Annotated in this window: 23 protein-coding genes; 11 read left to right on the top strand and 12 right to left on the bottom strand. The window is 66.0% G+C overall.

Annotation, left to right across the window (positions count from 1 at the left end):
- Positions 1–9 precede the first annotated feature (9 nt).
- Positions 10–813, bottom strand: coding sequence for a retropepsin-like aspartic protease (locus VGT77_RS02600; RefSeq protein WP_327459281.1), 804 nt, complete (start codon positions 811–813; stop codon positions 10–12).
- Positions 810–2,297 (bottom strand): glucose-6-phosphate isomerase, encoded by a 1,488-nt coding sequence (pgi, locus tag VGT77_RS02595; RefSeq protein ID WP_327459280.1) that lies wholly within the window; start codon positions 2,295–2,297, stop codon positions 810–812. The genes VGT77_RS02600 and pgi overlap by 4 nt, the downstream gene beginning before the upstream one ends.
- A 60-nt stretch (positions 2,298–2,357) precedes the next feature.
- On the opposite strand from pgi, the gene VGT77_RS02590 reads away from it, so the two are divergent.
- A complete protein-coding gene (locus VGT77_RS02590) occupies positions 2,358–2,534 on the top strand; it encodes a hypothetical protein (protein WP_327459279.1) in 177 nt (58 codons plus the stop codon).
- An 89-nt stretch (positions 2,535–2,623) separates the two neighbouring features.
- The gene (locus VGT77_RS02585) at positions 2,624–2,950 is read left to right on the top strand and encodes a PilZ domain-containing protein (RefSeq protein ID WP_327459278.1); all 327 of its coding nucleotides are present in this window, start codon (positions 2,624–2,626) and stop codon (positions 2,948–2,950) included.
- A gap of 4 nt (positions 2,951–2,954) precedes the next feature.
- Here the strand turns inward: VGT77_RS02585 and VGT77_RS02580 are convergent, their stop codons facing one another.
- A complete protein-coding gene (locus tag VGT77_RS02580; protein ID WP_327459277.1) occupies positions 2,955–3,134 on the bottom strand; it encodes a hypothetical protein in 180 nt (59 codons plus the stop codon).
- A gap of 80 nt (positions 3,135–3,214) precedes the next feature.
- On the opposite strand from VGT77_RS02580, the gene VGT77_RS02575 reads away from it, so the two are divergent.
- Entirely contained in the window at positions 3,215–4,465 is a 1,251-nt protein-coding gene (locus VGT77_RS02575) for an HD-GYP domain-containing protein (RefSeq protein ID WP_327459596.1), read from the top strand.
- Positions 4,466–4,590: 125 nt separating this feature from the next.
- Here the strand turns inward: VGT77_RS02575 and recG are convergent, their stop codons facing one another.
- On the bottom strand, positions 4,591–6,648 hold the full coding sequence (gene recG, locus VGT77_RS02570) for an ATP-dependent DNA helicase RecG (protein WP_327459276.1): 2,058 nt from the start codon (positions 6,646–6,648) through the stop codon (positions 4,591–4,593).
- A 175-nt stretch (positions 6,649–6,823) separates the two neighbouring features.
- Here recG and VGT77_RS02565 point away from each other — a divergent pair, with 175 nt between their 5' ends.
- From VGT77_RS02565 to VGT77_RS02555, 3 genes are all read left to right on the top strand, one after another.
- Positions 6,824–7,090: a succinate dehydrogenase assembly factor 2 gene (locus VGT77_RS02565; RefSeq protein ID WP_327459275.1), complete on the top strand. Its 267-nt coding sequence runs from the start codon at positions 6,824–6,826 to the stop codon at positions 7,088–7,090.
- Positions 7,091–7,189: 99 nt separating this feature from the next.
- Positions 7,190–10,654 (top strand): transcription-repair coupling factor, encoded by a 3,465-nt coding sequence (gene mfd / locus VGT77_RS02560; RefSeq protein WP_327459273.1) that lies wholly within the window; start codon positions 7,190–7,192, stop codon positions 10,652–10,654.
- Positions 10,655–10,849: 195 nt separating this feature from the next.
- Entirely contained in the window at positions 10,850–12,475 is a 1,626-nt protein-coding gene (locus VGT77_RS02555) for an MFS transporter (RefSeq protein ID WP_327459271.1), read from the top strand.
- Between the two features lie 96 nt (positions 12,476–12,571).
- Here the strand turns inward: VGT77_RS02555 and VGT77_RS02550 are convergent, their stop codons facing one another.
- Both VGT77_RS02550 and VGT77_RS02545 read right to left on the bottom strand, forming a co-directional pair.
- A complete protein-coding gene (locus tag VGT77_RS02550; RefSeq protein ID WP_327459269.1) occupies positions 12,572–13,645 on the bottom strand; it encodes a PA0069 family radical SAM protein in 1,074 nt (357 codons plus the stop codon).
- A gap of 34 nt (positions 13,646–13,679) precedes the next feature.
- On the bottom strand, positions 13,680–14,750 hold the full coding sequence (locus VGT77_RS02545) for a CaiB/BaiF CoA-transferase family protein (RefSeq protein WP_327459267.1): 1,071 nt from the start codon (positions 14,748–14,750) through the stop codon (positions 13,680–13,682).
- 161 nt (positions 14,751–14,911) lie between these two features.
- Between VGT77_RS02545 and VGT77_RS02540 the strand changes: the two genes are divergently transcribed.
- A complete protein-coding gene (locus tag VGT77_RS02540; protein WP_327459266.1) occupies positions 14,912–16,936 on the top strand; it encodes an elongation factor G in 2,025 nt (674 codons plus the stop codon).
- An 82-nt stretch (positions 16,937–17,018) separates the two neighbouring features.
- On the opposite strand, the gene VGT77_RS02535 is transcribed toward VGT77_RS02540, so the two are convergent.
- The gene (locus tag VGT77_RS02535) at positions 17,019–17,336 is read right to left on the bottom strand and encodes a glycine zipper 2TM domain-containing protein (protein WP_327459264.1); all 318 of its coding nucleotides are present in this window, start codon (positions 17,334–17,336) and stop codon (positions 17,019–17,021) included.
- Between the two features lie 140 nt (positions 17,337–17,476).
- Between VGT77_RS02535 and VGT77_RS02530 the strand changes: the two genes are divergently transcribed.
- Positions 17,477–18,433, top strand: a complete 957-nt coding sequence (locus tag VGT77_RS02530; RefSeq protein ID WP_414713349.1) for an aspartate carbamoyltransferase catalytic subunit — start codon at positions 17,477–17,479, stop codon at positions 18,431–18,433.
- Positions 18,430–19,632, top strand: coding sequence for a dihydroorotase (locus VGT77_RS02525; RefSeq protein ID WP_327459260.1), 1,203 nt, complete (start codon positions 18,430–18,432; stop codon positions 19,630–19,632). The genes VGT77_RS02530 and VGT77_RS02525 overlap by 4 nt, the downstream gene beginning before the upstream one ends.
- Here the strand turns inward: VGT77_RS02525 and VGT77_RS02520 are convergent.
- From VGT77_RS02520 to serB, 5 genes are all read right to left on the bottom strand, one after another.
- Positions 19,629–20,879, bottom strand: a complete 1,251-nt coding sequence (locus VGT77_RS02520) for an SPOR domain-containing protein (RefSeq protein WP_327459258.1) — start codon at positions 20,877–20,879, stop codon at positions 19,629–19,631. The two genes, VGT77_RS02525 and VGT77_RS02520, sit on opposite strands and share 4 nt — an antisense overlap.
- A 2-nt stretch (positions 20,880–20,881) precedes the next feature.
- The gene (locus VGT77_RS02515; protein ID WP_327459256.1) at positions 20,882–21,328 is read right to left on the bottom strand and encodes a hypothetical protein; all 447 of its coding nucleotides are present in this window, start codon (positions 21,326–21,328) and stop codon (positions 20,882–20,884) included.
- Between the two features lie 11 nt (positions 21,329–21,339).
- Entirely contained in the window at positions 21,340–22,059 is a 720-nt protein-coding gene (locus VGT77_RS02510; RefSeq protein WP_327459254.1) for a ParA family protein, read from the bottom strand.
- 84 nt (positions 22,060–22,143) lie between these two features.
- Positions 22,144–23,028 (bottom strand): VacJ family lipoprotein, encoded by an 885-nt coding sequence (locus VGT77_RS02505; RefSeq protein ID WP_327459253.1) that lies wholly within the window; start codon positions 23,026–23,028, stop codon positions 22,144–22,146.
- A gap of 46 nt (positions 23,029–23,074) precedes the next feature.
- Positions 23,075–23,911, bottom strand: a complete 837-nt coding sequence (gene serB / locus VGT77_RS02500; protein WP_414713348.1) for a phosphoserine phosphatase SerB — start codon at positions 23,909–23,911, stop codon at positions 23,075–23,077.
- Between serB and miaA the strand changes: the two genes are divergently transcribed.
- Complete coding sequence (gene miaA / locus VGT77_RS02495; protein ID WP_327459249.1) at positions 23,904–24,830, top strand: tRNA (adenosine(37)-N6)-dimethylallyltransferase MiaA; 927 nt, start codon at positions 23,904–23,906, stop codon at positions 24,828–24,830. The two genes, serB and miaA, sit on opposite strands and share 8 nt — an antisense overlap.
- A gap of 131 nt (positions 24,831–24,961) precedes the next feature.
- Positions 24,962–26,092 (top strand): collagen-binding domain-containing protein, encoded by a 1,131-nt coding sequence (locus VGT77_RS02490; RefSeq protein ID WP_327459247.1) that lies wholly within the window; start codon positions 24,962–24,964, stop codon positions 26,090–26,092.
- Positions 26,093–26,176 lie beyond the last annotated feature (84 nt).

The raw sequence follows: 26,176 nt of genomic DNA, 5'->3' as shown, positions 1-26,176 counted from the left end.
AGGTGCTCCTTAGCGCTTGCCGGACCGAGGCTGCAGCCAGACGGCTTTTTGCGCGAAATCGGTGACGATGCGGAAGCGCCGCAGCAGTTTGACGCCGACATTCGCATCGCCGGCGTTGGGCTGCTCGTCTATGGCAGCCCGGACATTGCGGAAGGTCACGCCCGCAATTCGGATCGTCCGGAGCGTGACGATGCGGCGGTCGACCGCGCCGCCGATGCCGCCGCCCTTTTCGGCGCCATGGCTGCGGGCGAGCAGACCGCTCCGCTCCGCGAAGGGCTTGCCGATCAGCAGGTCGGAGCCGTTGCCCAAGTCGAACTCCGCCAGCACCGCCTTGCCCTCGATCGTCACCGGCATCGTCTCGATGCCGTGATGCGACTTTAGCGGCAGCCGAACGCCTTTCGGTTGGCTCGTGCGGGGAATGGCGGCGATTTGGCCGCCCTCGATGTCGATTGACAGGCGGCTGGCGTCGAACAGCTCGCGGCCGACGATCGCGTCCAGCCGCCGTCCGAACAGCCGCTGGCCGACATCGTCGAGATCGATGACGGCGATGGTCAGGTTCGGCATCGACACGCCCAGCGCATCGATCCGCGCGCCCTGGATCAGTTCGGCTTCCGCACTGCCGCCGGAGCCTTTGGCGGTCACGGACTTGCCCTTGCCCGTGCCGATCCGGCGAGCAAAGTCATCGTCGATGAACGTCGCCTCGGCGGCAGAGTCCAGCACCGCTTCCGTCGCGACCCCGTTGATGGTGGCCGGAATGTAGAGGCGGTCGCCACGGACGGAGAGCGTGGCCGCGGCGATGAACAGGGAAATCATCGGAATGCCCTCGCCATCAGCGCGCGCGTGGAGGGGTCGAACTTCTCGGTGCCTTCATTCTCTATCGACTTGGCGATCTGCTTGCCGAGTTCGACGCCGAATTGATCGAACGGATTGATGCCGAGCAGCACGGCGTTGGCGAAGGTGCGGTGTTCGTAGAAGGCGATCAACGCGCCGAGGCTTGCGGGGTCGAGCCGCTCCAGCAGAATGGTGCTGGAGGGCCGGTCACCGGGATAGGCGCGCTGCGGGTCCTCGCTCTCCTTGCCGGTCATCAGCGCCGCGCCCTGGGCGAAGCAGTTGGTGAGAAGCGTCCGGTGATGCGCCTCGTCCTGATTGTCGCCGGCTTCCGCGACTGCGACGAACTCGACCGGGACAAGACGCGTGCCCTGGTGGAGCAGCTGGAACACGGCATGCTGGGCGTCGGTGCCGACTCCGCCCCAAGTGATCGGCGCCGTCGGCCAGGCGAGTGGTTCGCCCGAAGGTGTCACCCGCTTGCCGTTCGACTCCATCTCAAGCTGCTGGAGGTAGGAGGGCAGCAGCCGCAGCCGTTCGTCATAGGCAAAGACGGCGCGCGTCTCGCAGCCGCGGAGCTGCGCATAATAGAGATCGGCGAAGGCGGCGAGCAGCGGCGCGTTGCGGGCGGGCTCGGCCAGGCGGAAATGCCGGTCCATCTCGGCGGCGCCCTCGAGCAGGCTCTCGAACGCGTCCCAGCCAAGCGCCAGCGCGACCGGGAAACCGATGGAGGACCAGAGCGAATAGCGGCCGCCTACGCTCTCGGAAAAGGGCAGGATGCGGGTTTCGTCGACGCCCCATTCCATCGCCTTTTCGGGCGATGCGGTTAGCGCGACGACGCGCCCATAGGGATCCTCGACCCCCGCTTCCGCCATCCAGCTGAGAGCGCTTGCCGCATTCAGCATCGTCTCGGTTGTGGTGAAGGTCTTGGAGGCGACGAGAAGCAGGGTCGCGTGCGGATCGAAGTCGCGGGTCGCTTCTTCGATCGCGGCGCCATCCACGTTGGAGACCACCGCGACATCGTAGCGGTCGGCTTCGCGGCCCAGCGCGTCGATCAGCAGGTCGGGGCCAAGCGCCGATCCGCCAATGCCGACGTGGAGCACATGGCGGATATCGCCCAGCGCACCGGCTTCAATCGCATCGAGCAGCGCCCGCATGCGGTTGTGGAACGTCCGCGCGCGCGCGACGCTGTCCGGATTGCCCTCGCCCCGCTCGGCAGTGTGTTCAGCGGGACGGCCCTCGCTGGTGTTGACCACGCGCCCGCCGAACAGCGCCTCGCGCGCCTGCTTCAGCCCCTGGCGTTCGGCAAGCGCGCCGAACTGGGCCAGGAGATCGGCCGTGAGGTGCGTCTTAGTCCAGTCGAAATACAGACCGGCTGCCTCGAGGGTCAGGGTGCCGAGCCGGTCCGGGTCGCTTTCGAGCATCTGCTTGAGCGGCCTGCGCTCTTTCTCGACCGGCCAGAAATCCGCCATGAACAATCTCCTCGCCCGCGGCTTCTAGTCGGCAGACCCCAGCATGCAAGGAGGTGCGGCATGGCCAAGGAGAATGACCCCGACATAATCATCGGGCGCGACGATGCCGAAGTGGAGCCGGAAGACCGCCCGGCGGATGCCAAGGAGCGCGGTCATCCACTGCCTGCCGCGGGCAATGCGCGGCACGGCACGATACCGGAGCATATCGAGCGCAAGCGCGGCCATGGCGATAATTAGCGCCGGCGCAAGTTTCGCTTAACGCTGTTCCTTGCGGGCCCGTTAAGCCCGGTCCCCTAGCTTTCGTCCGGCAAGCCGGAGGAAGCTCAATGATCGCGTTCGGCACCGGCGCACGGGTGCAGCAGGATCGGCGGGAAGAGCCGCGTGAGGAAATCTATCACCGCGCCCGCGCCGTGATCGGCGGGACTTTGGTTCCGCTTCAGCTCGTCAACATCTCGGCGAGCGGTTTCATGGCGCGCACCGAAGCGGCAGTGGAACCTGGCGCCAAGCTGAAGATCAGGCTGCCGGTGGTCGGCGAATGCGACGCGGAAGTGCGCTGGGCGCTGGCCGGCCGCATCGGCTGTCAGTTCGCCCGCTCGATCGACTTGCCCCGTTATCTGGAGCTGCTCGGCACCTTGGCGAAGGAAGCTCGCTAGCGCCCTAGTGGGCGTGGCCGTCCTCGGGCTTGGGCTCAGGCTTCGGCTCGGGCTTGCCTTTTTCATGATCGCAGCAGGGCTTGTGCTGCTTGCAGCATTCGACGCCTTCCTTGCAGCAATCCGCCGCATGCGCGGCGCCCGCTGCAAAGGCCAGGGCCGCGATCATCGCCATCAATCTCGTCATCAGCCGCACTCCTCGTCCTTTCAGACTAACACGAGAGCCGGCCGATTCACCAGTCTCTAACCTCCTGTCCATAAACCGGGATCAATGGGGAGGGCACGGCCATAGCACTGCAGCGCATTTCGCCGGACGAGGTCGAACTCGGCATGTTCATCCAGGGCTTTGACGGCTCCTGGTTCGACCATCCCTTCTGGCGCACCCGCTTCGTCCTGACCAAGGAGCGCGACCTCCAGCGCGTGCGCGAGAGCGCCGTCGCCGCCGTGTTCATCGACGATGAACGAGGGGTCGCGCCCAATCCGCGGATCGAGATCTCGAACCCCGCCGCCAGCTGGCAACCGCCGGCCCGGCCCTCGGCGCCCTATATCCAGGCGCGCCCGGCACCGGTGCAACGGCCGGCGCAGAGCTTTGCCTCCAGCTATTCGCGCGCCACCAAGCTGTTCGGCCGCTCCAAGCGCGTCGTCTCGGCCATGTATTCGGACGTGCGGCTGGGCAAGGCGATCAAGGCCGAGAAGCTGCTGCCGATGGTCGATGAGATCACCAGCTCGATCGACCAGAGCCCGCATGCCTTTCTCAGCATCGCGCAGCTGAAGAGCCGGCACGAATATCATTACATGCATTCGGTCGCCGTCTGCGCGCTGATGATCAATCTGGCGCGGGAGCTGCGCTTCGGCGACGCGGCGGTGCGCGACGCCGGCATGGCAGGACTGCTGCACGATATCGGCAAGGCGGTGATGCCGGCCGAGGTGCTCGACAAGCCCGGCGAGCTGACTTCCGACGAGTTCGACATCATGAAGACGCACCCGGTGCGCGGCCGGGAGCTGCTGGCGCGCAGCAGCGGCGTCAATCACAACGCGCTCGACGTGTGCCTTCATCATCATGAGCGATTCGACGGCAGCGGCTATCCGGACGGCCTGACTGGCGACCGCATAACCTTGTTCGCGCGCATGGCCGCGCTCTGCGACGTCTATGACGCGGTCACGTCCGAGCGCTGCTACAAGAGGCCCTGGACTCCGGTCGAGGCGGTCCAGACGATGCGCGGCTGGTCCGGCCATTTCGATCCGGAGATGTTCGAACTGTTCGTGAAGAGCGTCGGCATCTATCCGGTCGGCGCGTTGGTGAGGCTGAAATCCGGCCGCTCGGCGATGGTGATCGGCGAAAATCCTGACGATCCCTCGCGCCCGCCCCTACTCTCGGTCGCCGATGCGCAGCATCCCGAAGTCCAGCGCATCGATCCCGGCTCGGACGAGATTGTCGGCATGGAGTCGGAAGAGACGCTGGAACTGGAGAGTTGGGAGACGAAGCGGACGTCGCTGATCAAGCGCTTCCGCTCTTGACACCCGGCCGTCATCCCGAACTTGGTTCGGGATAAGGATTGAGCCGCGGTAGGTTTGAGGGCTCTCTCGAGCGCTGAGTGACCGATACCTTATCCCGAAACAAGTTCGGATGACGGCTCTGCATGTTACCCACTCCGCAGCAGGTTCACGCCGGCGTCGCGCTCGAACAGGTAAAGCGCCAGTCGCGCGGCGCGGCCGCGTTCGCCCTCTAATCCGCCATCGCGGTCCACGAGCAAGCGCGCATCCTGGCTGGCGACGGGCAGCAACTCGTTGAGCAGATCCGGGGTGGCGAGCTTGAAGACATGCTCACCTGATTGGCGTGTGCCGAGCAGTTCTCCAGGGCCGCGCAGCTTCAAATCCTCCTCGGCGATGCGGAAACCGTCATTGGTATCCCGCATCAGGGCGAGTCGCGAGCGCGCGGTCTCGCTCAACTGGGGCGAGCGCAGCAGCAGGCAGACCGACTTGCCCTCGCCGCGCCCCACGCGCCCGCGCAATTGGTGGAGCTGGGCGAGCCCGAAGCGGTCGGCATGTTCGATGATCATCAGGGTCGCCTTCGGAACGTCGACCCCCACTTCAATCACTGTAGTGGCAACCAGCACCGAGAGGCGGCCGCTTGCGAATGCCGCCATGACGGCATCCTTCTCCGGCCCTTTCATGCGGCCGTGCACCAGCCCAACGCGGTCGCCGAAGCGCAGCTGCAGGGCGGCGGCGCGCTCTTCCGCCGCGGCAAGGTCGCTCTTCTCACTCTCCTCGACGAGCGGGCAGACCCAATAGGCCTGGCCGCCGCTCTCAATGTGCCGCCCAAGCCCGTCGACGAGTTCGGCCAGTCGTTCGTCGGAGATCACCCGAGTCTCGATGGGCTGACGCCCAGGCGGCATCTCGTCCAGGCGGCTGACGTCCATCTCACCATAGTGAGTCAGCGTTAGCGTGCGCGGGATGGGCGTCGCGGTCATCACCAGCAGGTGCGGCGGCTTCTCGGCCTTCTGGCTCAGCATCAGCCGCTGCGCGACCCCGAAGCGATGCTGTTCATCAACGACAGCAAGGCCCAAGCGCTTGTAGTTCACACTTTGCTGGAAGATGGCGTGAGTGCCGACCAGAATGTCGATCGAACCGTCAGCCAGCCCCATCAGTGTTGAGTCCCGCGCCCGCCCCTTCTCGCGTCCGGTCAAAATGGCAACGTTGACGGGCAACCCGGCCAGCATGCGCGTCAGCGAGTCGAAATGCTGGCGCGCGAGGATCTCGGTCGGGGCGAGCAGCGCCCCCTGGGTGCCCGCCTCCACCGCCACGAGCAACGACATCAGCGCCACGAGCGTCTTGCCGGAGCCGACATCGCCTTGCAGCAGCCGCAGCATCGGCGTGGATTGGGCGAGGTCGCCTTCAATCTCACGCACCGCCCGGCTTTGCGCGCCGGTCGGTGCATAAGGCAGCTTCAGCGCGTCGCGCAGCCGTCCATCGCCCTGCAGCGGCTGCCCCTTGCGGCGTCGCGTCGAGGCGCGGACCAGCATCAGCGCAAGCTGGTTGGCGAAGATTTCGTCATAGGCGAGCCGGCACCGCGCCGCCTGGTCGGATGGGTCGGCATGCACCGCCGCCAAAGCCCGGCGCCAAGGCGTCCAACCACGCTGACGCAGCAGGCTGGGCTCGATCCACTCAGGCAGTTCGGGCGCGCGATCCAAAGCCTGCTCGACCAACTGACCGAGCCGCCGCGAGGTGATGCCCTCCGACAGCGGATAGACGGCCTCGCGCGTCGCCGGCGGCTCCTCGCCCTGCTTTAGAACCAGGTCCGGATGGACGATCTGCAGCCACTCGCCATAGCTTTCGAGCTTGCCGGATACGGTGCGCGCCTCGCCCAACGGCAGCAGCTTCTTCGCCCATCCCGGGTTGCCGCCGAAATAGACGAGGCTGACGTAATTGCCCGCCGAGTCCGTCGCGTGCACGCGAAAAGGGCCACGCCCGCCTGACTGACGATAATCGACGGGCGTCAGCGCAATGGTGACAACCTGGCCCACGTCACTCTGATCGAGCCGATCCACCCGTTTCCGATCGATCCAGCCGCTGGGCAGATGAAAGGCGACATCCACCGCGCGCTTCAGGCCGAGCCGTTCGAGCGGCTTCTTCAGACCCGGTCCGATGCCCTTCAGCGCCTCCACTTCGGCGAACAGCGGATTGAGGATTTCGGGTCGCATGCCTAAGTGCAGCCTCTAACCACATCGCCGGAGCGCCCGCCAGCGCCGTCCGGCTGTACCCTATTGGAGTATCGAACCGTGCCCCACCGTCTTTGCGAGGAGCGAAGCGACGAAGCAATCCAGCGGCGCCGAAGCTGGATTGCTTCGCTCCGCTCGCAATGACGGAAGGACAGAGATGGATCGGGAGACTCGCCTGAAACGCCTGCGCTTCCGCGCGTGGCACCGCGGCACAAAGGAAGCGGACCTGCTCGTCGGCGGCTTTTTCGATCGCTACTCGAATGGGTGGAACGATGAGCAGATCGGCTGGTTCGAGGCGCTGATGAACGAGCAGGATGTGGACATCATGGCCTGGGCGATCGGCTCGGCGCCGGTGCCGGAGCAATGGCGGGGCGAGATGATGAACCGTCTGCAGCGCGTCGATTATATTCCGATTTCGGAGTGAGCCATCCCCGTCATCGCGAGGAGCGCAGCGACGAAGCGATCCACTGCTGCCGAAGCTGGCTTGCTTCGCTGCGCTCGCAATGACGAACCAAAGAGCCTTATGCCCGACCTGAAGAAAATCCTCTCCGCATCCGAGCCGCTCACCCTCGCCTCCGTGCCAGGCGGGTTCCTGCCTTGGCTGATGGCCGATCTGGCACGCGCCTCCTCGAAGCGCGCGGTGTTCGTGGCGTCGGACGAGGCCGCTATGCGCGCGCTGGTCGATGCCGCCGGATATTTTGCACCGGAGCTGGAGGTGCTGACCTTCCCGGCCTGGGATGTGCTGCCTTACGACCGCGCCTCGCCGTCGCTGCGCATCCAGTCGGAACGGATCGCGGCATTGCACCGCCTGCTGCAGAAGCCTGGCGCTGCGCAATTGCTCGTCACCACCGCCAATGCCGCGACTCAGCGCACGCTGACGCCCTTTCGCATCCGCCAGCTGGTGGCGAAGCTCGCGCCGGGCGAGCGGATCGACCGGGACCAGCTTGCGGCCAAGCTCACCGCCAACGGCTATAGCCGCGTCGACACTGTGGCCGAGGCCGGCGAGTTCGCCATCCGCGGCGGCCTGATCGACCTGTTCCCGACCGGCGAGGACTATGCGCTGCGGCTCGATTTCTTCGGCGACGAGATCGAGAATGTGCGTCGCTTCGACCCGGCCGACCAGCGCACCATCGACCGGATCGAAGGCTTCACGCTGATGCCGGCGTCCGAGGCTCTGCTGGACGAGGACAGTATCAAGCGCTTTCGCAGCCGCTACCGGGAGGCGTTCGGCGCCACCGCCACGGGCGATCCGCTCTACGAAGCGGTGTCGGAGGGCCGCCGGCTTGCGGGCATGGAGCATTGGCTGCCGCTGCTGGAGGACAAACTCTCGACGCTGTTCGATCATCTCGGCGACGACGCGGTGATCGTCCGGGATTTCGGCTCCAGCGCCGCGGCGGATCAGCGCTTCGAGGCGATCGACGATTATTATGCCAATCGCCAACGCGCGATGACGGCTCAGCCCGGCAGCTATCGCCCGGTCGAGCCGCCGCGCCTCTATATGGCCGCGGACGAATGGCGCGACGCCATCGAGGCGCAGCCGGTGCACCTCGCCACGCCATTTGCCGCCCCGGAGACCGACAAGAGCCTCGACTTCGCCGTAGAGGGGCCGCGGGACTTCGCGCCCGAGCGGGCCCAGAACGCCAACGTTTATGAGGCGGTGGTCAAGCATGTCGGCAAGCTGAAGAAGGACGGCCGCCGCGTCATCCTGGCGAGCTATTCGAACGGCGCGCGCGAGCGGCTGGCGAACCTGCTGGGCGACCATGGCCTGAAGAACGCAAAGCCAGCAGAGGACTGGCAGGACGCGCTCGGCACGGCCGACAAGGCCAATGCCGCCTTGGTCGTTCTTCCCCTCGATCACGGCTTCACCACGCCCGATGTGGCGCTGCTGACCGAGCAGGACATGCTCGGCGACCGGCTCGTTCGCCGCCGCAAGCGCCGCAAGCAAGCCGACGCCTTCCTGAACGAACTGGCGACGCTCAGCCCCGGCGACCTGGTCGTGCACGTCGATCATGGCATCGGCCGCTATGAAGGGCTGACCCAGGTGCCCGTCGCCAAGACGCCGCATGACTGTGTCGCGGTCAGCTATTCCGGCGGCGACAAGCTCTACGTGCCGGTCGAGAATCTCGAAGTCCTCTCTCGCTACGGCAGCGAGAGCGAAGGCGTCGCGCTCGACAAATTGGGCGGCGAGGCATGGCAGCGGCGCAAGGCCGCAATGAAGGAGCGCATCCGCGAGATCGCGCACGAGCTGATCAAGACCGCCGCCGAACGGGCGCTTAGGCCCGCCGAAGTGGCCGAGCCGGACAGCGGCAGCTACCCCGCCTTCGCCGACCGGTTCCCCTATGAGGAGACGGACGACCAGGATCGGGCGATCGAGGATGTGCTCGGCGACCTCTCCGCGGGCAAGCCGATGGATCGGCTCGTCTGCGGCGATGTCGGCTTTGGGAAGACCGAGGTTGCCCTTCGTGCCGCGTTTGTGGCGGCCATGTCCGGGCTGCAGGTCGCGGTGGTGTGCCCGACTACGCTTCTTGCCCGCCAGCACTACAATACCTTTTGCGATCGCTTTCAGGGCTTTCCGCTGAAGATTGGCCGCCTGTCTCGCCTGGTGCCGCCGAAGGAAGCCAAAGAGACCAAGCAGGGTCTATCCGAGGGCAAGATCGACATCGTCGTTGGTACTCATGCCATTCTGGCAAAAGGCATAGAGTTCAAACAGTTGGGGCTCGTCGTTGTCGACGAGGAGCAACGGTTCGGCGTCACCCACAAGGAACGGCTGAAGGCCCTGAAGACCGACGTGCACCAGCTGACGCTGACCGCGACACCGATACCGCGGACGCTGCAAATGGCGATGTCGGGTTTGCGCGATCTGTCGGTGATCCAGACGCCTCCGGTCGATCGCCTAGCAGTCCGCACCTATGTCATGCCTTGGGATCCCGTGGTGCTGCGCGAGGCTTTGCTCCGCGAACATTATCGCGGCGGTCAGTCTTACTTCGTTACTCCCCGGATCGCGGACCTGCCCGACATCGAGGAGTTCCTGCGCAAGGATGTGCCGGAAGTCCGCTACGTCGTCGCGCACGGCCAGATGGCGCCGACCGAGGTGGAGGAGCGCATGTCCGCTTTCTACGACCGGCGCTACGACGTGCTCGTATCGACCACGATCATCGAAAGCGGCATCGACATTCCGAGCGCCAACACGCTGATCGTCAACAATGCCGACCGGTTCGGGCTGGCCCAGCTCTACCAGCTGCGCGGGCGTGTCGGGCGGGCCAAGATCCGGGCCTATGCCTATCTGACCACGCCCGCCGACACGTCGATCACCGACACGGCCGAGAAGCGGCTCAAGATTCTCTCCGATCTCGACAGTCTCGGCGCCGGTTTCCAGCTCGCCAGCCACGATCTCGATATTCGCGGCGCCGGCAATCTGCTCGGCGACGAGCAATCAGGGCACATCAAGGAAGTCGGCTTCGAACTCTACCAGTCGATGCTGGAAGAGGCGATCACCGAGGCGAAGATGGGCGGGCGGCGCGACGAAGTGAGACGCGACGAGTTCTCGCCGACCATCACCGTCGATGTGCCGGTGATGATCCCGGAAGACTATGTGCCCGACCTCGACCTGCGCATGGGCCTATACCGGCGCATCAACGAACTGGAGTCGGCGGAGCAAATCGAAGGGTTCGCGGCCGAGCTGATCGACCGGTTCGGCAAGCTCCCCGCCCCGACCGAGAACCTGATCCGGCTGATCGAGATCAAGCTGAACGCCAAGGCGGCATGCGTGTCGAAGATCGAGACGGGTCCGAGGGGCGCGGTCGTCACCTTCCACAACGACACGCCGCCCGACGTGCCGGCGGTGCTGCAATATGTGGAGAAGATCGGCGAAACGGCCAAGCTGCGGCCTGACTCCAAGCTGGTCATCACGCGCGACTGGGCGAATCCGAAGCAGCGGCTGAACGGCGCGCTGCAGCTGTCGCGCGGGCTGGCGAAGCTCGCCGGCTGACACGATCCGTCCTAACGTGTCGCCGACGCCAATTAAGCGATAGTCGGTGTAGCGTTGAGCAGAGCCGCTTTTGCTGATCCCGGCGCATTTCTCCGGCACGCCCATATTCTCGTCCGATTTTTGCGACTCCTGCATGGGTTGACGGGAAGTGCCGCCAGCGCCGAAACCTGATGCTGGTCGACACCGGGGGTGGGAATGGACGCGAGGGAAGCGGAGTCACTCGCCGGAGCCAGGCAGAGCGAAAAGCTTGTTATCGCGGCCTCGTCGCTCGGCACCGTGTTCGAGTGGTATGATTTCTACCTCTACGGGCTGCTGGCTTCGATCATCTCGGCGCAGTTCTTTTCGGGCGTCAATGAGACGACCGGCTTCATCTTCGCGCTCGCCGCTTTTGCCGCTGGTTTTGCGGTGCGGCCGTTCGGGGCGGTCTTGTTCGGGCGGATTGGGGATCTGGTCGGGCGCAAGAACACCTTCCTGGTCACGATGGGCATCATGGGCCTGTCGACCTTCATCGTCGGCTTGCTGCCAAGCTATGCGAGCATCGGCGTGGCGGCGCCTGCCATGCTCGTTATCCTGCGGCTGCTGCAAGGACTGGCGTTGGGGGGCGAATATGGCGGGGCGGCGACCTATGTGGCTGAACATGCGCCCGATCACCGGCGCGGGCTCTACACCAGCTTCATCCAGACGACGGCGACCCTGGGCCTGTTCGCTGCCCTGCTGGTGGTGATCGGTGTGCGCTCGGCCTTGGGCGAAGCGGCTTTCGCGGACTGGGGCTGGCGCATCCCGTTCCTCGTCTCCCTGCTGCTGCTCGCCGTATCGATGTGGATCCGGCTGCAGTTGAGCGAGAGCCCGGTGTTCAAGAAGATGAAGGAGGAAGGCACCACCTCCAAGGCGCCGCTGACGGAGGCGTTCGCGCGCTGGGGCAATCTGAAGCTGGTGCTGATTGCCTTGTTCGGCGCCGTCGCGGGTCAGGCGGTGGTCTGGTACACGGGGCAGTTCTACGCGCTCTTCTTTCTGGAACGGACGCTGAAGGTCGATGGCGCAACCGCCAACATCCTGATCGCGGTGGCGCTCGCAATTGGCGCTCCCGCCTTCATCTTCTTCGGCTGGCTATCCGACCGGATCGGGCGCAAGCCGATCATCCTCGCCGGATGCATGCTCGCCGCGCTGACCTATCTGCCTGTGTTCGGCTGGCTGACCCAGGCCGCGAATCCCGCGCTCGCCGCAGCGCAGGCGCGGGCACCTGTCGTGGTGACAGCAGACCCGGCGAGTTGCTCGGTCCAGTTCGATCCAATCGGCCGCAACAAATTCGATCGCACCGGCTGCGACATCGCCAAGTCGCTCCTGGCCAAGTCGGGCGTGCCCTATACCTCGGCGGGCGGCAGCGGCACCGGAGCGACAGTGTCCATTGGCGAGCGCAACATCGGCTATGCCGGTGTCGCAGACGATTTTCGCATGGCTATTACCACAGGCTTGGAAGAAGCCGGCTATCCCGCCAGGGCAGACCCCGCCGCGATGAACAGGCCGCTGATCGTGGCGCTATTGGTCTGGCTCGTGCTGCTGGTGACGATGGTCTATGGGCCGATCGCCGCGTTGCTCGTCGAGCTGTTCCCCGCGCGCATCCGCTACACCTCGATGTCGCTGCCCTATCACATCGGCAATGGCTGGTTCGGCGGCTTCTTGCCGACGATCGCCTTTGCGATGGTCGCGGCGAGCGGAAACATCTATCGCGGCCTCTGGTACCCCATCGTCGTCGCCGGCCTGACAGTGGTTATCGGCGCCCTCTTCCTTCCCGAGACGCGCACCCGCAAGATCACCGATTGAACGCCTCGTCATTGCGAGGAGCGATAGCGACGAAGCAATCCAGAGTGGCCGCGCGCCGAAAATGGATTGCTTCGCTGCGCTCGCAATGACGATGCCCTAAAGTAGCCGCAGCTGCGCCCCGTCAGGCGGGCGGAACAGGTCGGTGCGGAGGTCCATCCGCGCGTCGTTCAAGCCAAGCTTTTTGCACATGCGATGGAAGCGGGTGCGGAGCAGGTCGGCCCACGGCCCCTGCCCCTGCATGCGCGAGAAGAAGTTCGGGTCGTTGTCGCGGCCGCCGCGGATCGACTGGATGATCGACATCACCTTGTCGGCGCGGTCGGGGAAATGCTCGTCGAGCCAGGCTCGGAATAGGGGAGCAACCTCGTGCGGGAGGCGGACCGGCAGAAAGAAGGCGCCTCGGGCACCCGCGTCCGCTGCCCGTTCGATCAGATGCTCCATCTCGTGATCTGTGATTGCTGGGATCACCGGCGAGATCGACACGAACACAGGGATGCCGGCTTCGGCGAGCTTCCGAACCGCGGCGAGCCTCTTTTCGGGATGCGGTGCGCGTGGCTCCACAGTGCGCGCCACCTTGGGATCGAGCGACGTGATCGACAGCGCCACGGCAGTCAACCCCTGCGCCGCCATTGGGCCAAGCAGGTCGATGTCGCGCGTCACCCGGTCTGACTTGGTGGTGATCGACGCGGGGTGGCGGCACTCGCTCAAAACTTCGAGCACGCTGCGCGTGATCCGCCATTTGCCCTCAATCGGCTGATAGGGGTCTGTGTTGGTGCCCATTGCGATCGGGCGGGGGCTGTAGCCCGGCTTCATCAGCTCGGCGCGGAGCAGTACCGCGGCATCAGGCTTGGCGAACAGCTTCGTCTCGAAGTCGAGTCCGGGCGAGAGGTCGTGATAGGCGTGGCTCGGCCGGGCAAAGCAATAGATGCAGCCATGTTCACAGCCGCGATAGGCGTTGATCGAGCGGTCAAAGGGAACGTCGGGCGACGCGTTCCTGGTGATGATCGTCTTTGGCTTTTCGACCGTCACCGAGGTGCGCAGCGGCGGCGGCTCGCCGTCAATCCAGCCTCGTTCGTCCAGCCAGTCGCCATCCGCGACCCGCTCGGGCAGATTGAAGCGGGCACTCTCCCGATTGAGCGTCGCACCTCGCGCAGGCCGGAGACTCGAGTCCATGTCCCTGTTTAGAACATAATAGGAACATCAGCAACTAACTCCAGCGGCTGATCGCTTCCTGCGCCGACAAGGCTTCGGTCGGACCGATCTTCGTCGCGGCGTTTGCAAAGCGAGGAGCCGGCGCGGCTTGGGTCACGCCATTTGCCACCGCGACGCTCTCCCGCGCTTGATTATGCGGATGGCTGGGCGCTTCGGCGAAGCTCAGCACGGGCGTCACACAAGCATCGGTGCCGGCGAAGATCTTAGCCCATTCGTCGCGGGTCTTCTCGCGAAACCTGGCCGCGAATCCCTGTGCGAGTTCCGGCCAACGATTGGGCGGGAATTGCGGGAAGTCCGCGGCATCCAGCCTCAGCCCCTCAAGGCAAGCCGAATAGAATTGTGGCTCAAGGCAGCCTACCGCGACATATTTGCCGTCGGCGCATTCGTAGCAGCGGTAAAAATGCGCGCCGCCGTCGAGCAGATTCGCCTCGGGCCGGTCCTGCCATTGCCCGGCCGCCAGGAAAGCGTGGAACATCGACAGCAGGGTCAGCGTGCCCTCGGTCATCGCCACGTCCACGACATCGCCCTGACCCGTTTCCCGCGCGCGGATCACGGCGGCGAGCACGCCCGAGACCAGGAACATCGCGCCGCCGCCATAATCGCCGACCAAGTTCAACGGGGGCACGGGCGGCTCGCCGGCGCGGCCGATCGCGTGCAGCGCGCCAGTCAGGGAGATATAGTTGATGTCGTGCCCGGCCATTTGTGCGAACGGGCCCGTCTGGCCCCAGCCAGTCATCCGGCCATAGACCAGCCGGGGATTTAGGGCTTGAACCTGCTCTGGCCCAAGCCCCAGCCGCTCCATCACGCCAGGCCGATAGCCTTCGAGCAGCACATCCGCCTTACCGAGCAGCGACCGGGCAAGCTCCTGTCCGTCCTCACTTTTCAGATCGGCCTCGACAGTCGCGCGGCTCCGTTCGAGCACGCCTATCGTGCGCGCGCCAGGCCTTACAAGCCGCACAACGTCCGCGCCCATGTCCGCCAGGATCATCGCGGCGAGCGGTACCGGCCCGATCGCTTCCATCTCCACGATCCGCACACCCGCAAGCGGGCCCTGCCCGTTCGCCATAGCCTGTCTCCTTTCCGCTCACCCTTCCGCATCGAACGCGGGCGGGAAAGCCCCTTGACCGAAACAATCCACAGGCAGACCATCATCGCTTCGACTCACCAGACGCGAGCAGCCGCGTCTTCTTCGCGGAACTGCTTGCGCGGCAGACGAAGGAGACGATCATGCCTGGTAGATCAGCTGGCACACGCGCGATCGCGCTTGTCGGGCCCGGTGGAGCTGGCAAGACCAGCCTTGCCGAGGCCCTTCTTTTTTGCAGCGGTGCGATCGATCGGCAGGGCAGCGTCGACAACGGCAATTGCGTCGGCGACGCCTCTCCGGAAGCGCGAGCGCGAAGGGGCTCGACCGAGCTCAATCTGATGCATTTCGACTATCTCGACGATCATTTCGCGCTGATCGACACGCCGGGCTCGGTCGGCTTCGTCGCGGACGGTGCGCTGGCGCTCGCCACCTGCGATCTCGCCGTGGTGGTGATCGACCCGGAACAGGGCCGCGCCCAGCTCACCGAGCCGACGCTTCGCCAACTCGAAGCGATGGACATTCCCCACATCATCTTCGTCAACAAGATCGATCAGGCACGCGGCCGGCTCCGCGACCTGCTGGAAGTGCTGCAGCCGCTCTCGTCCAAGCCCCTGCTGGCGCGCCACATTCCGATCTGGGAAGGCGACCGCATCACCGGTTTCGTGGACGTCGGGCTCGAGCGCGCCTTCCACTACGTGCCCGGCAAACCGTCCGAGCGCACCGAGATACCGCCCGAGCTGATGGAACGCGAAGTGGCGGACCGCATGCACCTGCTCGAGCAGCTCGCCGACCATGACGATTCACTGCTCGAACAATTGCTGATGGACGAGACGCCCGACCAGAAGACGGTGCTCGCCGACCTGGCCCGCGAGACGAGCGAGCATCTGGGAGTTCCCGTCATGTTCGGCTCGGCGCTGAACGGATTCGGGGTCCGGCGGCTGCTCAAGGCATTGCGCCATGAAGCGCCCGCGCCGGAGCGCGCAGCGATGCGTCTCGGCACCGATGATGCCTGCGCCTTCGTTTTCAAGATTTCGAACGGCAACCAGATCGGTCGACTGGCCTATGTCCGGGTGTTCGGCGGCGCCTTGTCGGAAGGCGCGGAGCTGAAGGGCGCACGAGGGCCGGTGCGGGTTGGTACGCTCCTGCGTATGCAAGGCGAACGGAGCAGCAAGGTACCGCGCGCCGGACAAGGCGAAGTGATCGCGATCGCCAAGATCGAAGGGGTGCAGGCGGGCGAATGGCTGACCGGCAAAGGCCAGGGCTATGAGACGCCGACCGTGCCGCGCGTCACCGCCAATCACGTCGTCGCCATCTCCCCCAAGAACCGCAACGACGATGTGAAGCTCTCGACCGCCCTCCACAAGCTGACCGAGGAAGATGGCGCGCTCACCTGGGAACAGGATGAAGTGCACCACGAGACCCTGCTCAAGGGAATGGGCGACGAGCATCTGAATGTCGTGCTCGCCCGGCTGAAGCGACGCTACGGCGTCGACGTGACCAGCCGGCCCGCGACCGTCGGCTACAAGGAATCGATCCGCCGCACCGTCACGCAGCGTGGACGCCATAAGAAACAATCGGGCGGCCATGGCCAATATGGCGATTGTCTGATCGAGCTGCGCCCGCTGCCGCGCGGCTCCGGCTTCGTGTTCGAGGACAAGATCACCGGTGGCGCGATCCCCCGGCAATATATCCCGGCGGTGGAGGCCGGCATCAGGGACGCGATGATGAAGGGGCCGCTCGGCTTTCCAGTAGTGGACGTCGCGGTCACGCTGACGGACGGCAGCTTCCATTCGGTGGACAGTTCCGAACTCGCCTTCCGCACGGCAGGCCGGATCGCCATGTCCGAAGCGCTTGCCGCCGCTCAGCCCTATTTGCTGGAGCCGGTCTCAAAAGTGACGATCCTCGCGCCGAACAGCGCGACGTCCAAGGTCACGTCGGCGATCTCGTCACGGCGCGGGCAGATGCTGGGGATGGAGCCGCGCGAAGGCTGGCATCGTTGGGACAAGGTAGAGGCGCTGCTGCCCTCGTCAGCGCTCCAAGGACTCGATGCCGACCTGCGATCGATGAGCCAGGGCCTGGCGAGCTACACTGCCGAGTTCGACCATCTGCAGGAAATCAGCGGCAAGCTGGCCGATGAAGTGGTTCATAAGCAGCTCGAGGCGGCTTGAGCCAGAATTGATCCGTTCGCTTCGAGCGAAGTCGAGAAGCGTATCTCGACTCGCTCGATACGAACGGAAGCGGCGCTTACCGTTAACGGTAGCAGTTCCGCGACTGGCGTCCGCGCTGGATCTCGCGGCCCAGCAGGGCACCGCCGGCGGCGCCGAGGACAGTGCCGAGCGTCCGGTCACGGCCGCCGTCGAGCGAGCGACCGAGCAGCGCACCCGCCGCACCGCCAAGGACGAGGCCGGTGGTGCCGCTGCCCCGGCGGCAGCGATAAGTGTTGGGCTGCGCATAGTAAGTGCGCCCGTCACGGGCATAGTAACGCTGCGCTTCCGCCGGAGCCTCCAGGACCACAGCGGTGGGAACGGCGGTACCGGCAACGGCCAGAGCCATCATGAGCTTTCGCATAATCTTTACTCCCTCTCGCGACCTCACGAATCGCTTTTGCCAAAGCGCGCCTGAACCGACTCCGAGCGGCTTGTTCATGCAGCAGCAGGATTGGTTACGCAGGTGACGTAAGCGGACCAGGGCGCTATGATGCGCCTTTAATGCCAGACTCCATGATGTTCCCTCACCGGCACCTGCTCGGGATCGCCGGTCTTCAGCCGCACGAGATTTCGTTCCTGCTCGACGAGGCGGAGCAGTGGGTAGAGCTCAACCGCACGACCGAAAAGCGCGACAACCGCCTCCGCGGCCTGACCCTTATCAACGCCTTTTTCGAAAACTCGACGCGCACGCTGCTGAGCTTCGAGATCGCCGGCAAGAGGCTCGGCGCCGACGTCGTCAACATGCACGCGGCGCAGTCGAGCGTGAAGAAAGGCGAAACGCTGATCGACACGGCGATGACCTTGAACGCGATGAGGGCCGACGTGATGGTGATCCGTCATGCGAGCTCGGGGGCGGTGCAGCTGATCGCCGACAAGGTCGACTGCCCGGTCCTGAACGCCGGCGACGGGCGGCACGAGCATCCGACCCAGGCCCTACTCGACGCGCTCACCATTCGACGCCGCAAGGGCAGCATCCATGGCCTGACCGTCGCCATATGCGGCGACGTGCTCCACAGCCGGGTCGCACGCTCTAACATCCTCGCACTGACCTCGCTCGGCGCGGATGTGCGGGTGGTCGGCCCGCCGACGCTGATCCCCGCGGAGGTGGAGCGGATGCGCGTGCGCTGTTTCACCGACTTCGATCGCGGGCTGGACGGCGCCGATGTGGTGATGATGCTGCGCCTACAGATGGAGCGGATGACGGGCGGCTTCGTGCCCTCCTTGCGCGAATATCACCAGTTCTGGGGCCTAACGCCTGAACGCCTCGCCCGCGCCAAGCCGGACGCAATCGTCATGCATCCCGGGCCGATGAACCGCGGCGTCGAGATCGCGTCCAGCGTCGCCGACCATCCTGACCGCTCCGCCATCACCGAGCAGGTGGAGATGGGCGTCGCCGTGCGCATGGCCTGCCTGGACGTGCTGACGCGTAAGCGCCGCGGCCTGGAGGGCTGGGCATGAAAGCCTTCACCAATGTTCGCCTGCCGGACGGCAGTGCTCCGTCGGTGCTCATCGAGTGCGAGACGATTGCTTCCATCGGAGGCGAGATCCCCGCGATGGCGGAGCCGATCGACGGCCGCGGCATGTTGCTTGCTCCGGCCATTGTCGATCTGGGCGTCTTCAGGGTGGATGGCCCGGCGTTCCGCTTCGGCGGCATCGCCCGGGCGGCGCTGATGCCTGACCAGTCGCCGCCGCTCGACGATCCCGGCCTGATCCAGCGCGCCGCTTATTCAGGCAAGCCGGACATCTGGGTTCACCCGCTCGCTGCCGCCACACGCGGCCTCCAGGCCAAGGAGCTTGCCGAGTACGGGTTGATGAAAGCGGCCGGCGCCAGAGCCGTCGCCACCGGCCGCCGCTGGATCGCGGATTCAGGCGTGATGCACCGCGTGCTGAGCTACGCTGCCGCCTTTGATCTCGCGGTCGTATCGCATGCCGAGGATGACGGGCTGACGACCAACGCAGTGGCTACCGCGGGCGAGACGGCGACGCGGCTCGGCCTGCCCGCCGCTCCGGCGCGTGCCGAAGCCATGGCGGTCGCGCGCGACCTGATGCTGGTCGAGGAGACCGGCGCCCGCCTCCATTTCCGCCAGGTCACCACCCGCGCCGCGTTCGATCAGATCCGCGCAGCCAAGGGGCGCGGTCTGCCGGTGACCTGCGGGATCACGCCGGCGCACCTGTTCCTGTCAGACAATGCCATCGCCGATTTCCGCACCTTCGCGCATCTCTCGCCGCCACTCCGGTCGGAAGACGATCGACAGGCAGCGCTGGAGGCGGTGCGCGACGGCACGATCGACGTGCTTTCGTCCGGTCACGATCCCCGCGGCCCCGAGGACAAGCGCCTGCCCTTCGCGGACTCCGCGCCTGGGGCGGCGGGCGCGGAGACGCTGCTGGCGCTGTCGCTGAACCTGGTCCGCGACGGCCTGATCGGACTGGAGCGGTTGTTCGATCTGCTCGCCGCCAACCCCTCCCGTATCCTCGGGCTCGAAGGCGGGCGGCTTGGGCCGGGAGCGCCGGCCGACCTAATTCTGGTCGATCCCGAAGCGCCATGGCGCGTGGACTCAAGCAAGATGCGCGCAGCCGCCGGCAACACGCCGTTCGACAAATTACCGGTTCAAGGCCGTGTGCTCCGCCTCTTCAAAGGCGGCCGCGAAATCGCCTAACGGGCGGCGAGCCGGGTACCGCCGCCGCGCCGGGCCCATTGCAGCGGCGCGTCGCCGGCCGCTTCTCGCACGAAGCATTGGCCGCCGCGCGTCCGCAATTCCTCGCAGAAGCGGACGGCGTTCGCGCGCGTCGCAAAGCCGCTGACCGAGAGCCGGTGGAAAGTCGCATTGCCCTTCACCACCGTCATCGTAGAAGGCGAGAGGTTGCGCAGCAGCGAGATCCGGCCGTTCATCCGGTTCCAAGCCGCTTCGGCCACGCCGGCGCTGTCAAACGCACCGAGCTGGACCACGAACCGGCCGCCAGACGGCAGTTCGAAGCTGGCCGGACGCAAGCGAGCCGGAGCCGGGGCCGCCTTCGGCTTCAGCGCCGCCTTGACGACCGGCGAAGCGAGTTGCTGCACAACCTCGTTGCGCTCGGCGAACTGAATGGCCGCTGCCGGGCTCGGCGCCGGCTCGACCACCGCTGCCGGCTCACTCGCTTCAGCCGACATCTGCACCGGCGGCGGAGGAGGAGGAGGAGGAGGCGCGACTTCGGCCAGCTGGACCTTGGGCTGCGGCGCCAGCGCCAGGCGCTGCGGCTGGCCCGGATCGGCGCCCGGAGCGACGCCCAGCAGCGACGCGACCTGCGCGGAAGCCTGCTGCTCGCGGGTGAAGCGCGACCATTCCATGATCCGCTGCGACAATGTCACCGGATCAAGGTCGTAGGACGCCATCAATTTGGCTTCGGGCCAGCGTCCGGCGAGCGCATAGGCAAGCGCCAGATTCTGGCGGGTCTTGGCGTCGGCGGCACCGCCACGCACTTCGGCCTCCAGCACCTGCACGCCCTGAGCCGTGTCGCCGGCCAGCGCTAGCGCCAGACCGCAGTCACCGGCCGGAATCACCGATCCATGCCGCTCGAGGATGTCGCGTGCGCGGGCCTGGTCGCCAAGGCCGATGCGGGTGAGCGCCAGACTCAGCGCCGCTCCACCCCGGCTTTCGTCCAGAGCGATAGCATCGGCAAAGCTTGCCGAGGCGGATTGGTACCGCCCCGCCGCCAGATAGGCGCGGCCGAGCAGCATGCGATAGCGGGCGTCCTGCGGCGATGCGGCCACAGCCGCCTCGGCCGCTTCCACCGCGGCGCCAAGCTTGTTCTTTGCAAGCGCCCTTTCCGCCTGCTGCGCGTGCTTGGCAGCGGGCGGAGCAGCCGCCGTCATGCTGGCGATCACCAGCGCGGAAGCGGCGGCCTTCATGAACAGCGTGCGATCCATGGTCACTTCCCTTCGGCTCGGGCCTTGGCCTGGGCGGCGAGCTCGTCCAGCTCGGGCATGCTGGCCAGCAATGCGTCGAGCGCTTCCGTCACCAGCTGCTGCGAGGACCGGTGCCGCACCGCGGAGGCGAGGCGCAGCCGCAAATGCCGCTCACTATCCAGGCGCAGCGTGAATGCGGCTTTGTCTCGCGCCGTGCCCGGCGCTGCGCGGGGCACCTGCACCGACTCGGCGAAGCGCGCTGCGAGCTCCTCCTGCTGGCGAACAATCACCGGCGGCTCGACCACTGGCTCGGCCACAGGCTGCGGCGCGTCGAAGCCCATATCGTTCCAGCCCAGATCCTCCTGGCGGTGCCCGAAACCGGCAAAGCCCTGGGGCCGCATCGCCGGCTTGGCGGTGCCTTTGCGGGCGAGCAGGCCGGAGGTGAGCGAAGCCAAGGGCTTGGCGTTCATGCCCCCGCCCCTCACTGGCCGACCACCCGCCGGCCGAAGCCCGGCACGGGCCGGGGCGCCGCCGCCATGTGCGGTTGCACGCCGGGCACGTTGAAGACCGTGCGGCGGAAATTCTTCTCCAGCCGGTCAGAGACATAGGTCCACAGATTGGCGATCTCGGCCGCGGACTTGCCCTTTGGATCGGTCTCCATGACCGTGCGCCCGTCGATCATCGACGCGGCGAAGTCGGTGCGCTGATGGATGGTCACCGGCGCGACCGTTCCGTGCTGCGACAGCGCGACGGCAGCTTCGGCCGTAATCTTGGCCTTGGGCGTCGCCGCATTGACGACGAAGATCAGCGGCTTGGACGCGCGGTCGCACAGATCGACCGTGGCGCCAACCGCACGCAGGTCATGCGGGCTCGGTCTCGTCGGGATGACGATGAGCTCGGCGACCTGGATCACGCTCTGAATGGCCATGGTGATCGCCGGCGGGGTGTCGATCACTGCCAGCTTGAAGCCCTGCTGGCGCAGCAGATCGAGATCGCTCGCCAGCCGCGCCACTGTCGTCTGGGCGAAGGCGGGATATTCGTCCTGCCGCTCGTTCCACCAATCCGCGAGCGAGCCCTGCGGATCGATGTCGATCAGCACGACGGGGCCGGCTCCGGCGAGCTGGGCCTGGACGGCAATGTGACCGGAAAGAGTGGTCTTCCCCGATCCGCCTTTTTGCGATGCCATTGCGAGTACGCGCATAGCTTCCCTTTTTGGGTGTGGCTTTCACACGCGGAGTCGCACGCCAGAGGCTAAGATCGGGTTAAGTTCGACCTGCGGCGGGCTTCATTCTGGCGGGAGTGCCGGCTTGCTCCGACGTGGATTGCGCAGTGCCTCGATCTCGGCCGCGCGACGCTCCAGATAGATTTTGCGCGTCGTGCCATAAGGATCGCCGCCGGCGCGCCGTCGTTCCAGCTCTTGATCGAATTCGTTGCGGGCGTCGAGTGCGGTCAGCACACCGACCGGCGCGATATACTGGCTCTGGTCGAACGGCGGCACGGTGACAGAAGGCGCTGCCATCTGGTCGACGACATTGCCAACTATGTCGCGGAGGGTGGTAGCGCCGATCAGTGGCAGATAGAGGAACGGCCCCGGCTTCACGCCATAAAAGCCGAGCGTATTGGCAAAGCCGTTGCGGCGGCGCGGCAGGTTGAAGGGCTTGCGCTTCGCCTGATCGAACACGCCCGCCACGCCGATCGTGGAGTTGATTGCGAAGCGCCCGAGCGTTTCGCCCGCCTTTCCAACCTTCAGCTGCAACAGATAATTGGCCGCCACGACCGGCTCGCGCAGATTGGTGAGGAAGTTGCGCAGCCCCTTGCGAATCGGGCGCGGCACCGACTTGCCATAGGTCCGCGCCACCGGCCCGAACACCGCCCTGTCCACCTTCTGCGTGGCGCGAAACCCCTCGACATTGAGCTGCTCAAGCGGCTCGCCGCGGCTCGGGTCGCCCTGCACCACGATCTCCGCCTCGCGCGCCGGCTTGGGCGGCGCCTCTCCTGTCTCCCCGTCGCCGGCGGAGGAGACGGCAGCAGGCACAGCAACCTCCCCGGTCGAACTCTCCGTCAGCTCGGGCGCCAGCGCCAGCATCATCGCCGCGCCAATGGTGGAGATACCGATCGTCAGTCCTTTCGCGCTACCGCCGAGCCCGTGAGTGACTCGGCAGGCCGACAACGACCGGATAACGCCTTCTCTCCATTTGCAAAGCTGCGGTCTGCACTCACTCCACCCACTCGGCGCGCGGTACCTCCAGGCCGTGCAGCACACTCGTCAGGTCGCCGAACCGCACCGCCGCTCCGGCAGCCGCGATCACCTTCGGCTTGCCGTGATATGCGATGCCCAGACCCGACGCCTGCAGCATCGGAATGTCGTTCGCGCCATCGCCGATCGCGACCGTGGCGGCCTGGTCAAAGCCTTGTTCCAGCAAAGCCTGCCGCTTGGCTTCGGCGCCGAGGATCGGTTCCGCGACGATGCCGTCCAAGCGCCCCTCTCCCACGCCGAGCACATTGGCGCGGTACTCGTCGAAGCCGATCTGCGCCGCCACGCGCTCCGCGAAATAGGTGAAGCCACCGGAGACGAGCAGAGTGCGCGCCCCCCGCGCTTTCAACGTCCTTATCAGCGTTCGGGCGCCCTCCATGATCCGTACCCGCTCCTCGTAGCAGCGGGCGAGCACCTCGACGTCGAGCCCCTTCAGCAGCGCCACCCGCGCCCGCAGCGAGTCGTTAAAGTCCAGCTCGCCGCGCATTGCCCTTTCGGTGATTTCGGCGACCTGGGGCTTGACGCCCGCATAGTCGGCGAGCTCGTCGATGCATTCGACGGTGATCATCGTCGAATCCATGTCGGCGATCAGGAGCTGGGGTGCGGGTGCATCCGCCGGACGCACGAAGACATCGGCCGGGAACTGCTCGAGCGAACTCCGCGCCGCGACCGGATCTCCGGCAAAGGCCAGGCGGAACACCGCGTCGTGCACCTGCTCGAGGCTATGCGCCTGTGGCAGCGCCTGCATTAGTGACTGCTTCGTTAACTGCTCTGCTGCTACGATTGTCGCGATGAACACGGCCGACCTCCCGCCGCTGGCGCTCATCGCAGGGCCGACTGCGAGCGGCAAGACCGCGCTCGCGCTCGCCGCGGCGGAGCATGGCGAGGTCACCATCATCAATGCGGACTCGGCGCAGGTCTATCGCGACCTGCGCATCCTCTCCGCCCGTCCCGACGAGATCGACATGAGCCGGGCACCGCACCGGCTGTTCGGATATGTCGATGGGGCGGAAGCTTGCTCTGCGGCACGCTGGGCCCGCGACGCGCGCGAGCAGATCGCGGCGGCGCATCGGGCCGGCCGCACGCCTTTGCTGGTCGGCGGCACCGGTCTTTACATCCGCACCCTGCTCCAGGGCATCGCGCCGATCCCCGACATCGATCCCGACATCCGTGCCGCCGTCCGAGCGATGGCGGTGGACGCGGCCTACATTGCGCTGCGCCAGGAAGACCCCGAAAGCGCCGAACGACTCGCGCCGGCCGACACGACCCGCGTCCAGCGCGCGCTCGAGGTGGTGCGCTCGACCGGTCAGCCGCTCGGCGCCTGGCACCGGCAACGTGCCGGCGGCATCGGGACCCAGGTCCATCTCCGCCCTATGATCCTGGTGCCGCCGCGCGAGTGGCTCGTGCAGCGCAGCGACGCGCGCTTCCTGGGCATGGTCGAAAGCGGAGCTGTCGACGAAGTGGAGCGGCTGCTCGCGCGCAAACTCGACCCCGACCTGCCGGTGATGCGTGCGATCGGCGTGCGAGAGATCACCGCCTGGCTCTATGGCGACATGACGCGCGCCGAGATGGTCGAGGCGGGCCGGCTCGCCACCCGGCGATATGCGAAGCGCCAGTTCACCTGGTTCCGCCACCAGCTACCGGAAGACTGGCCGCGCGTCGAAGAGCCGCTGACGCCGTATCTCACCGAACTTTGGGCGAAGCGTCTCGTCGGCTAACAAGCGATCAAGCCTTTCGGCGGCTCGATCAATTGTCGGAACGGGCCCGCAATGTTAAGGAAGCGCTCGACGGCTGTTCCCACGCAGGAGCGGCTGCTGCCTATCGACTTCATTCTCGGGGGGTTCTCACCATGACCGTTTCCACTCGCCTCTTGCTGTGTGCTGCTGCGCTTGCCCTGCCCGCAGCGCCTGCCCTCTCTGCCGTCGACTTTGTGAAGGCCCAGGCCGGCCTCGATGCGATGAACAAGCTTAACGTCATCGTTCTCGGCAATATGGGCATGACCTCCGATGTCGAAGGCAAGCTGTTCGTCGGCGGCAATCTCGGCGGCAGCGGCACGGTCGCGAGCGGCGCGACCAATGGCCAGAGCTTCGTAGCCTCGGCGTTCGCGAGCCTTACGGTCGGCGGCAATCTCGGCGCGAGCGGCGTCAACGTGCTGAATGGCATCAATCTGCCCGCCGTTCAGGTGGAGATCGGCGGCAATGCCCTCGGCCTGCGCGTGAACGCGGCTTCAAGCCTGAGCAAGGTCGGCGGATCCTTCAACAACTCTGGCTTCAATCCAAACGCGAACAAGAAGGTGAACTACGGTACCACAGCGTCCAACGTTCAGGTGCAGGACCAGGCCTTCGTCACAAAGGATGCGAGCCTTGCAGCCGGTGGCGTTAATGACCTGAAAGCCGCGATCGCCGCCACCACCACGACCTTCTCGGACAATTTCGCGCACCTCAGCGAAGCGCTCTCGGGCCTCACACTCGCGAACAACCCAAGCAGCATCGTCATGGGCGGCCAAGGCCCTACGTTCAACGTGGTGAAAGGCAGCAACGCCTTCGCGCTGTTCAACATCAACGGGAACCTGCTCTCCTCGCCCGAGATCAAGTTCAATGCGGGCGCGGGCGATTTTCCGATCATCGTCAACGTGACTGGAACGGCGGTCAACTGGACGGCAAATGCAGCTGCCGGCTTCAACCAATCCTTGAACCAGCGGATCATCTGGAACTTCGTCGACGCGACGACGGTCGATCTGCAGCGGATCGTGCATGGCTCCGTCCTCGCCCGCAACGCCGCGGTAACGAACAGCACGCCGATCGAAGGCACTTTGGTGGCGAAGAGTTTCACGCAGCGCGGCGAAGTCCATCTCGGCACCTTTAACGGCAGCATTTCCTTCGCGGCCGTCCCGGAGCCTGCCAGCTGGGCGCTGATGATCGCCGGCTTCGCCATGGCCGGCGCGGCGACGCGCCGCCGCTCGAAAGCGGCACTCGTCTGAGGGGCTAGAAACGGGGTGCGCGAGCTGCTAAGAATAGGGCAATGACCTCAGTGGCGCACCTCGACATGCACGGCGGCCTCTTTG

Source organism: Sphingomonas sp. (assembly GCF_035944535.1).
GTDB lineage: Bacteria > Pseudomonadota > Alphaproteobacteria > Sphingomonadales > Sphingomonadaceae > Sphingomonas_B.
This window is presented reverse-complemented; position numbering and strand designations above follow the sequence as displayed.

What these genes read in the sequence shown, in the direction of transcription:
- VGT77_RS02600 (WP_327459281.1), bottom strand. Translation starts at nt 813, where the DNA reads ATGATTTCCCTGTTCATCGCCGCGGCCACGCTCTCCGTCCGTGGCGAC.
- pgi (WP_327459280.1), bottom strand. Translation starts at nt 2,297, where the DNA reads ATGGCGGATTTCTGGCCGGTCGAGAAAGAGCGCAGGCCGCTCAAGCAG.
- VGT77_RS02590 (WP_327459279.1), top strand. Translation starts at nt 2,358, where the DNA reads ATGGCCAAGGAGAATGACCCCGACATAATCATCGGGCGCGACGATGCC.
- VGT77_RS02585 (WP_327459278.1), top strand. Translation starts at nt 2,624, where the DNA reads ATGATCGCGTTCGGCACCGGCGCACGGGTGCAGCAGGATCGGCGGGAA.
- VGT77_RS02580 (WP_327459277.1), bottom strand. Translation starts at nt 3,134, where the DNA reads ATGACGAGATTGATGGCGATGATCGCGGCCCTGGCCTTTGCAGCGGGC.
- recG (WP_327459276.1), bottom strand. Translation starts at nt 6,648, where the DNA reads ATGCGACCCGAAATCCTCAATCCGCTGTTCGCCGAAGTGGAGGCGCTG.
- VGT77_RS02565 (WP_327459275.1), top strand. Translation starts at nt 6,824, where the DNA reads ATGGATCGGGAGACTCGCCTGAAACGCCTGCGCTTCCGCGCGTGGCAC.
- mfd (WP_327459273.1), top strand. Translation starts at nt 7,190, where the DNA reads ATGCCCGACCTGAAGAAAATCCTCTCCGCATCCGAGCCGCTCACCCTC.
- VGT77_RS02555 (WP_327459271.1), top strand. Translation starts at nt 10,850, where the DNA reads ATGGACGCGAGGGAAGCGGAGTCACTCGCCGGAGCCAGGCAGAGCGAA.
- VGT77_RS02550 (WP_327459269.1), bottom strand. Translation starts at nt 13,645, where the DNA reads ATGGACTCGAGTCTCCGGCCTGCGCGAGGTGCGACGCTCAATCGGGAG.
- VGT77_RS02545 (WP_327459267.1), bottom strand. Translation starts at nt 14,750, where the DNA reads ATGGCGAACGGGCAGGGCCCGCTTGCGGGTGTGCGGATCGTGGAGATG.
- VGT77_RS02540 (WP_327459266.1), top strand. Translation starts at nt 14,912, where the DNA reads ATGCCTGGTAGATCAGCTGGCACACGCGCGATCGCGCTTGTCGGGCCC.
- VGT77_RS02535 (WP_327459264.1), bottom strand. Translation starts at nt 17,336, where the DNA reads ATGCGAAAGCTCATGATGGCTCTGGCCGTTGCCGGTACCGCCGTTCCC.
- VGT77_RS02530 (WP_414713349.1), top strand. Translation starts at nt 17,477, where the DNA reads ATGCCAGACTCCATGATGTTCCCTCACCGGCACCTGCTCGGGATCGCC.
- VGT77_RS02525 (WP_327459260.1), top strand. Translation starts at nt 18,430, where the DNA reads ATGAAAGCCTTCACCAATGTTCGCCTGCCGGACGGCAGTGCTCCGTCG.
- VGT77_RS02520 (WP_327459258.1), bottom strand. Translation starts at nt 20,879, where the DNA reads ATGGATCGCACGCTGTTCATGAAGGCCGCCGCTTCCGCGCTGGTGATC.
- VGT77_RS02515 (WP_327459256.1), bottom strand. Translation starts at nt 21,328, where the DNA reads ATGAACGCCAAGCCCTTGGCTTCGCTCACCTCCGGCCTGCTCGCCCGC.
- VGT77_RS02510 (WP_327459254.1), bottom strand. Translation starts at nt 22,059, where the DNA reads ATGCGCGTACTCGCAATGGCATCGCAAAAAGGCGGATCGGGGAAGACC.
- miaA (WP_327459249.1), top strand. Translation starts at nt 23,904, where the DNA reads ATGAACACGGCCGACCTCCCGCCGCTGGCGCTCATCGCAGGGCCGACT.
- VGT77_RS02490 (WP_327459247.1), top strand. Translation starts at nt 24,962, where the DNA reads ATGACCGTTTCCACTCGCCTCTTGCTGTGTGCTGCTGCGCTTGCCCTG.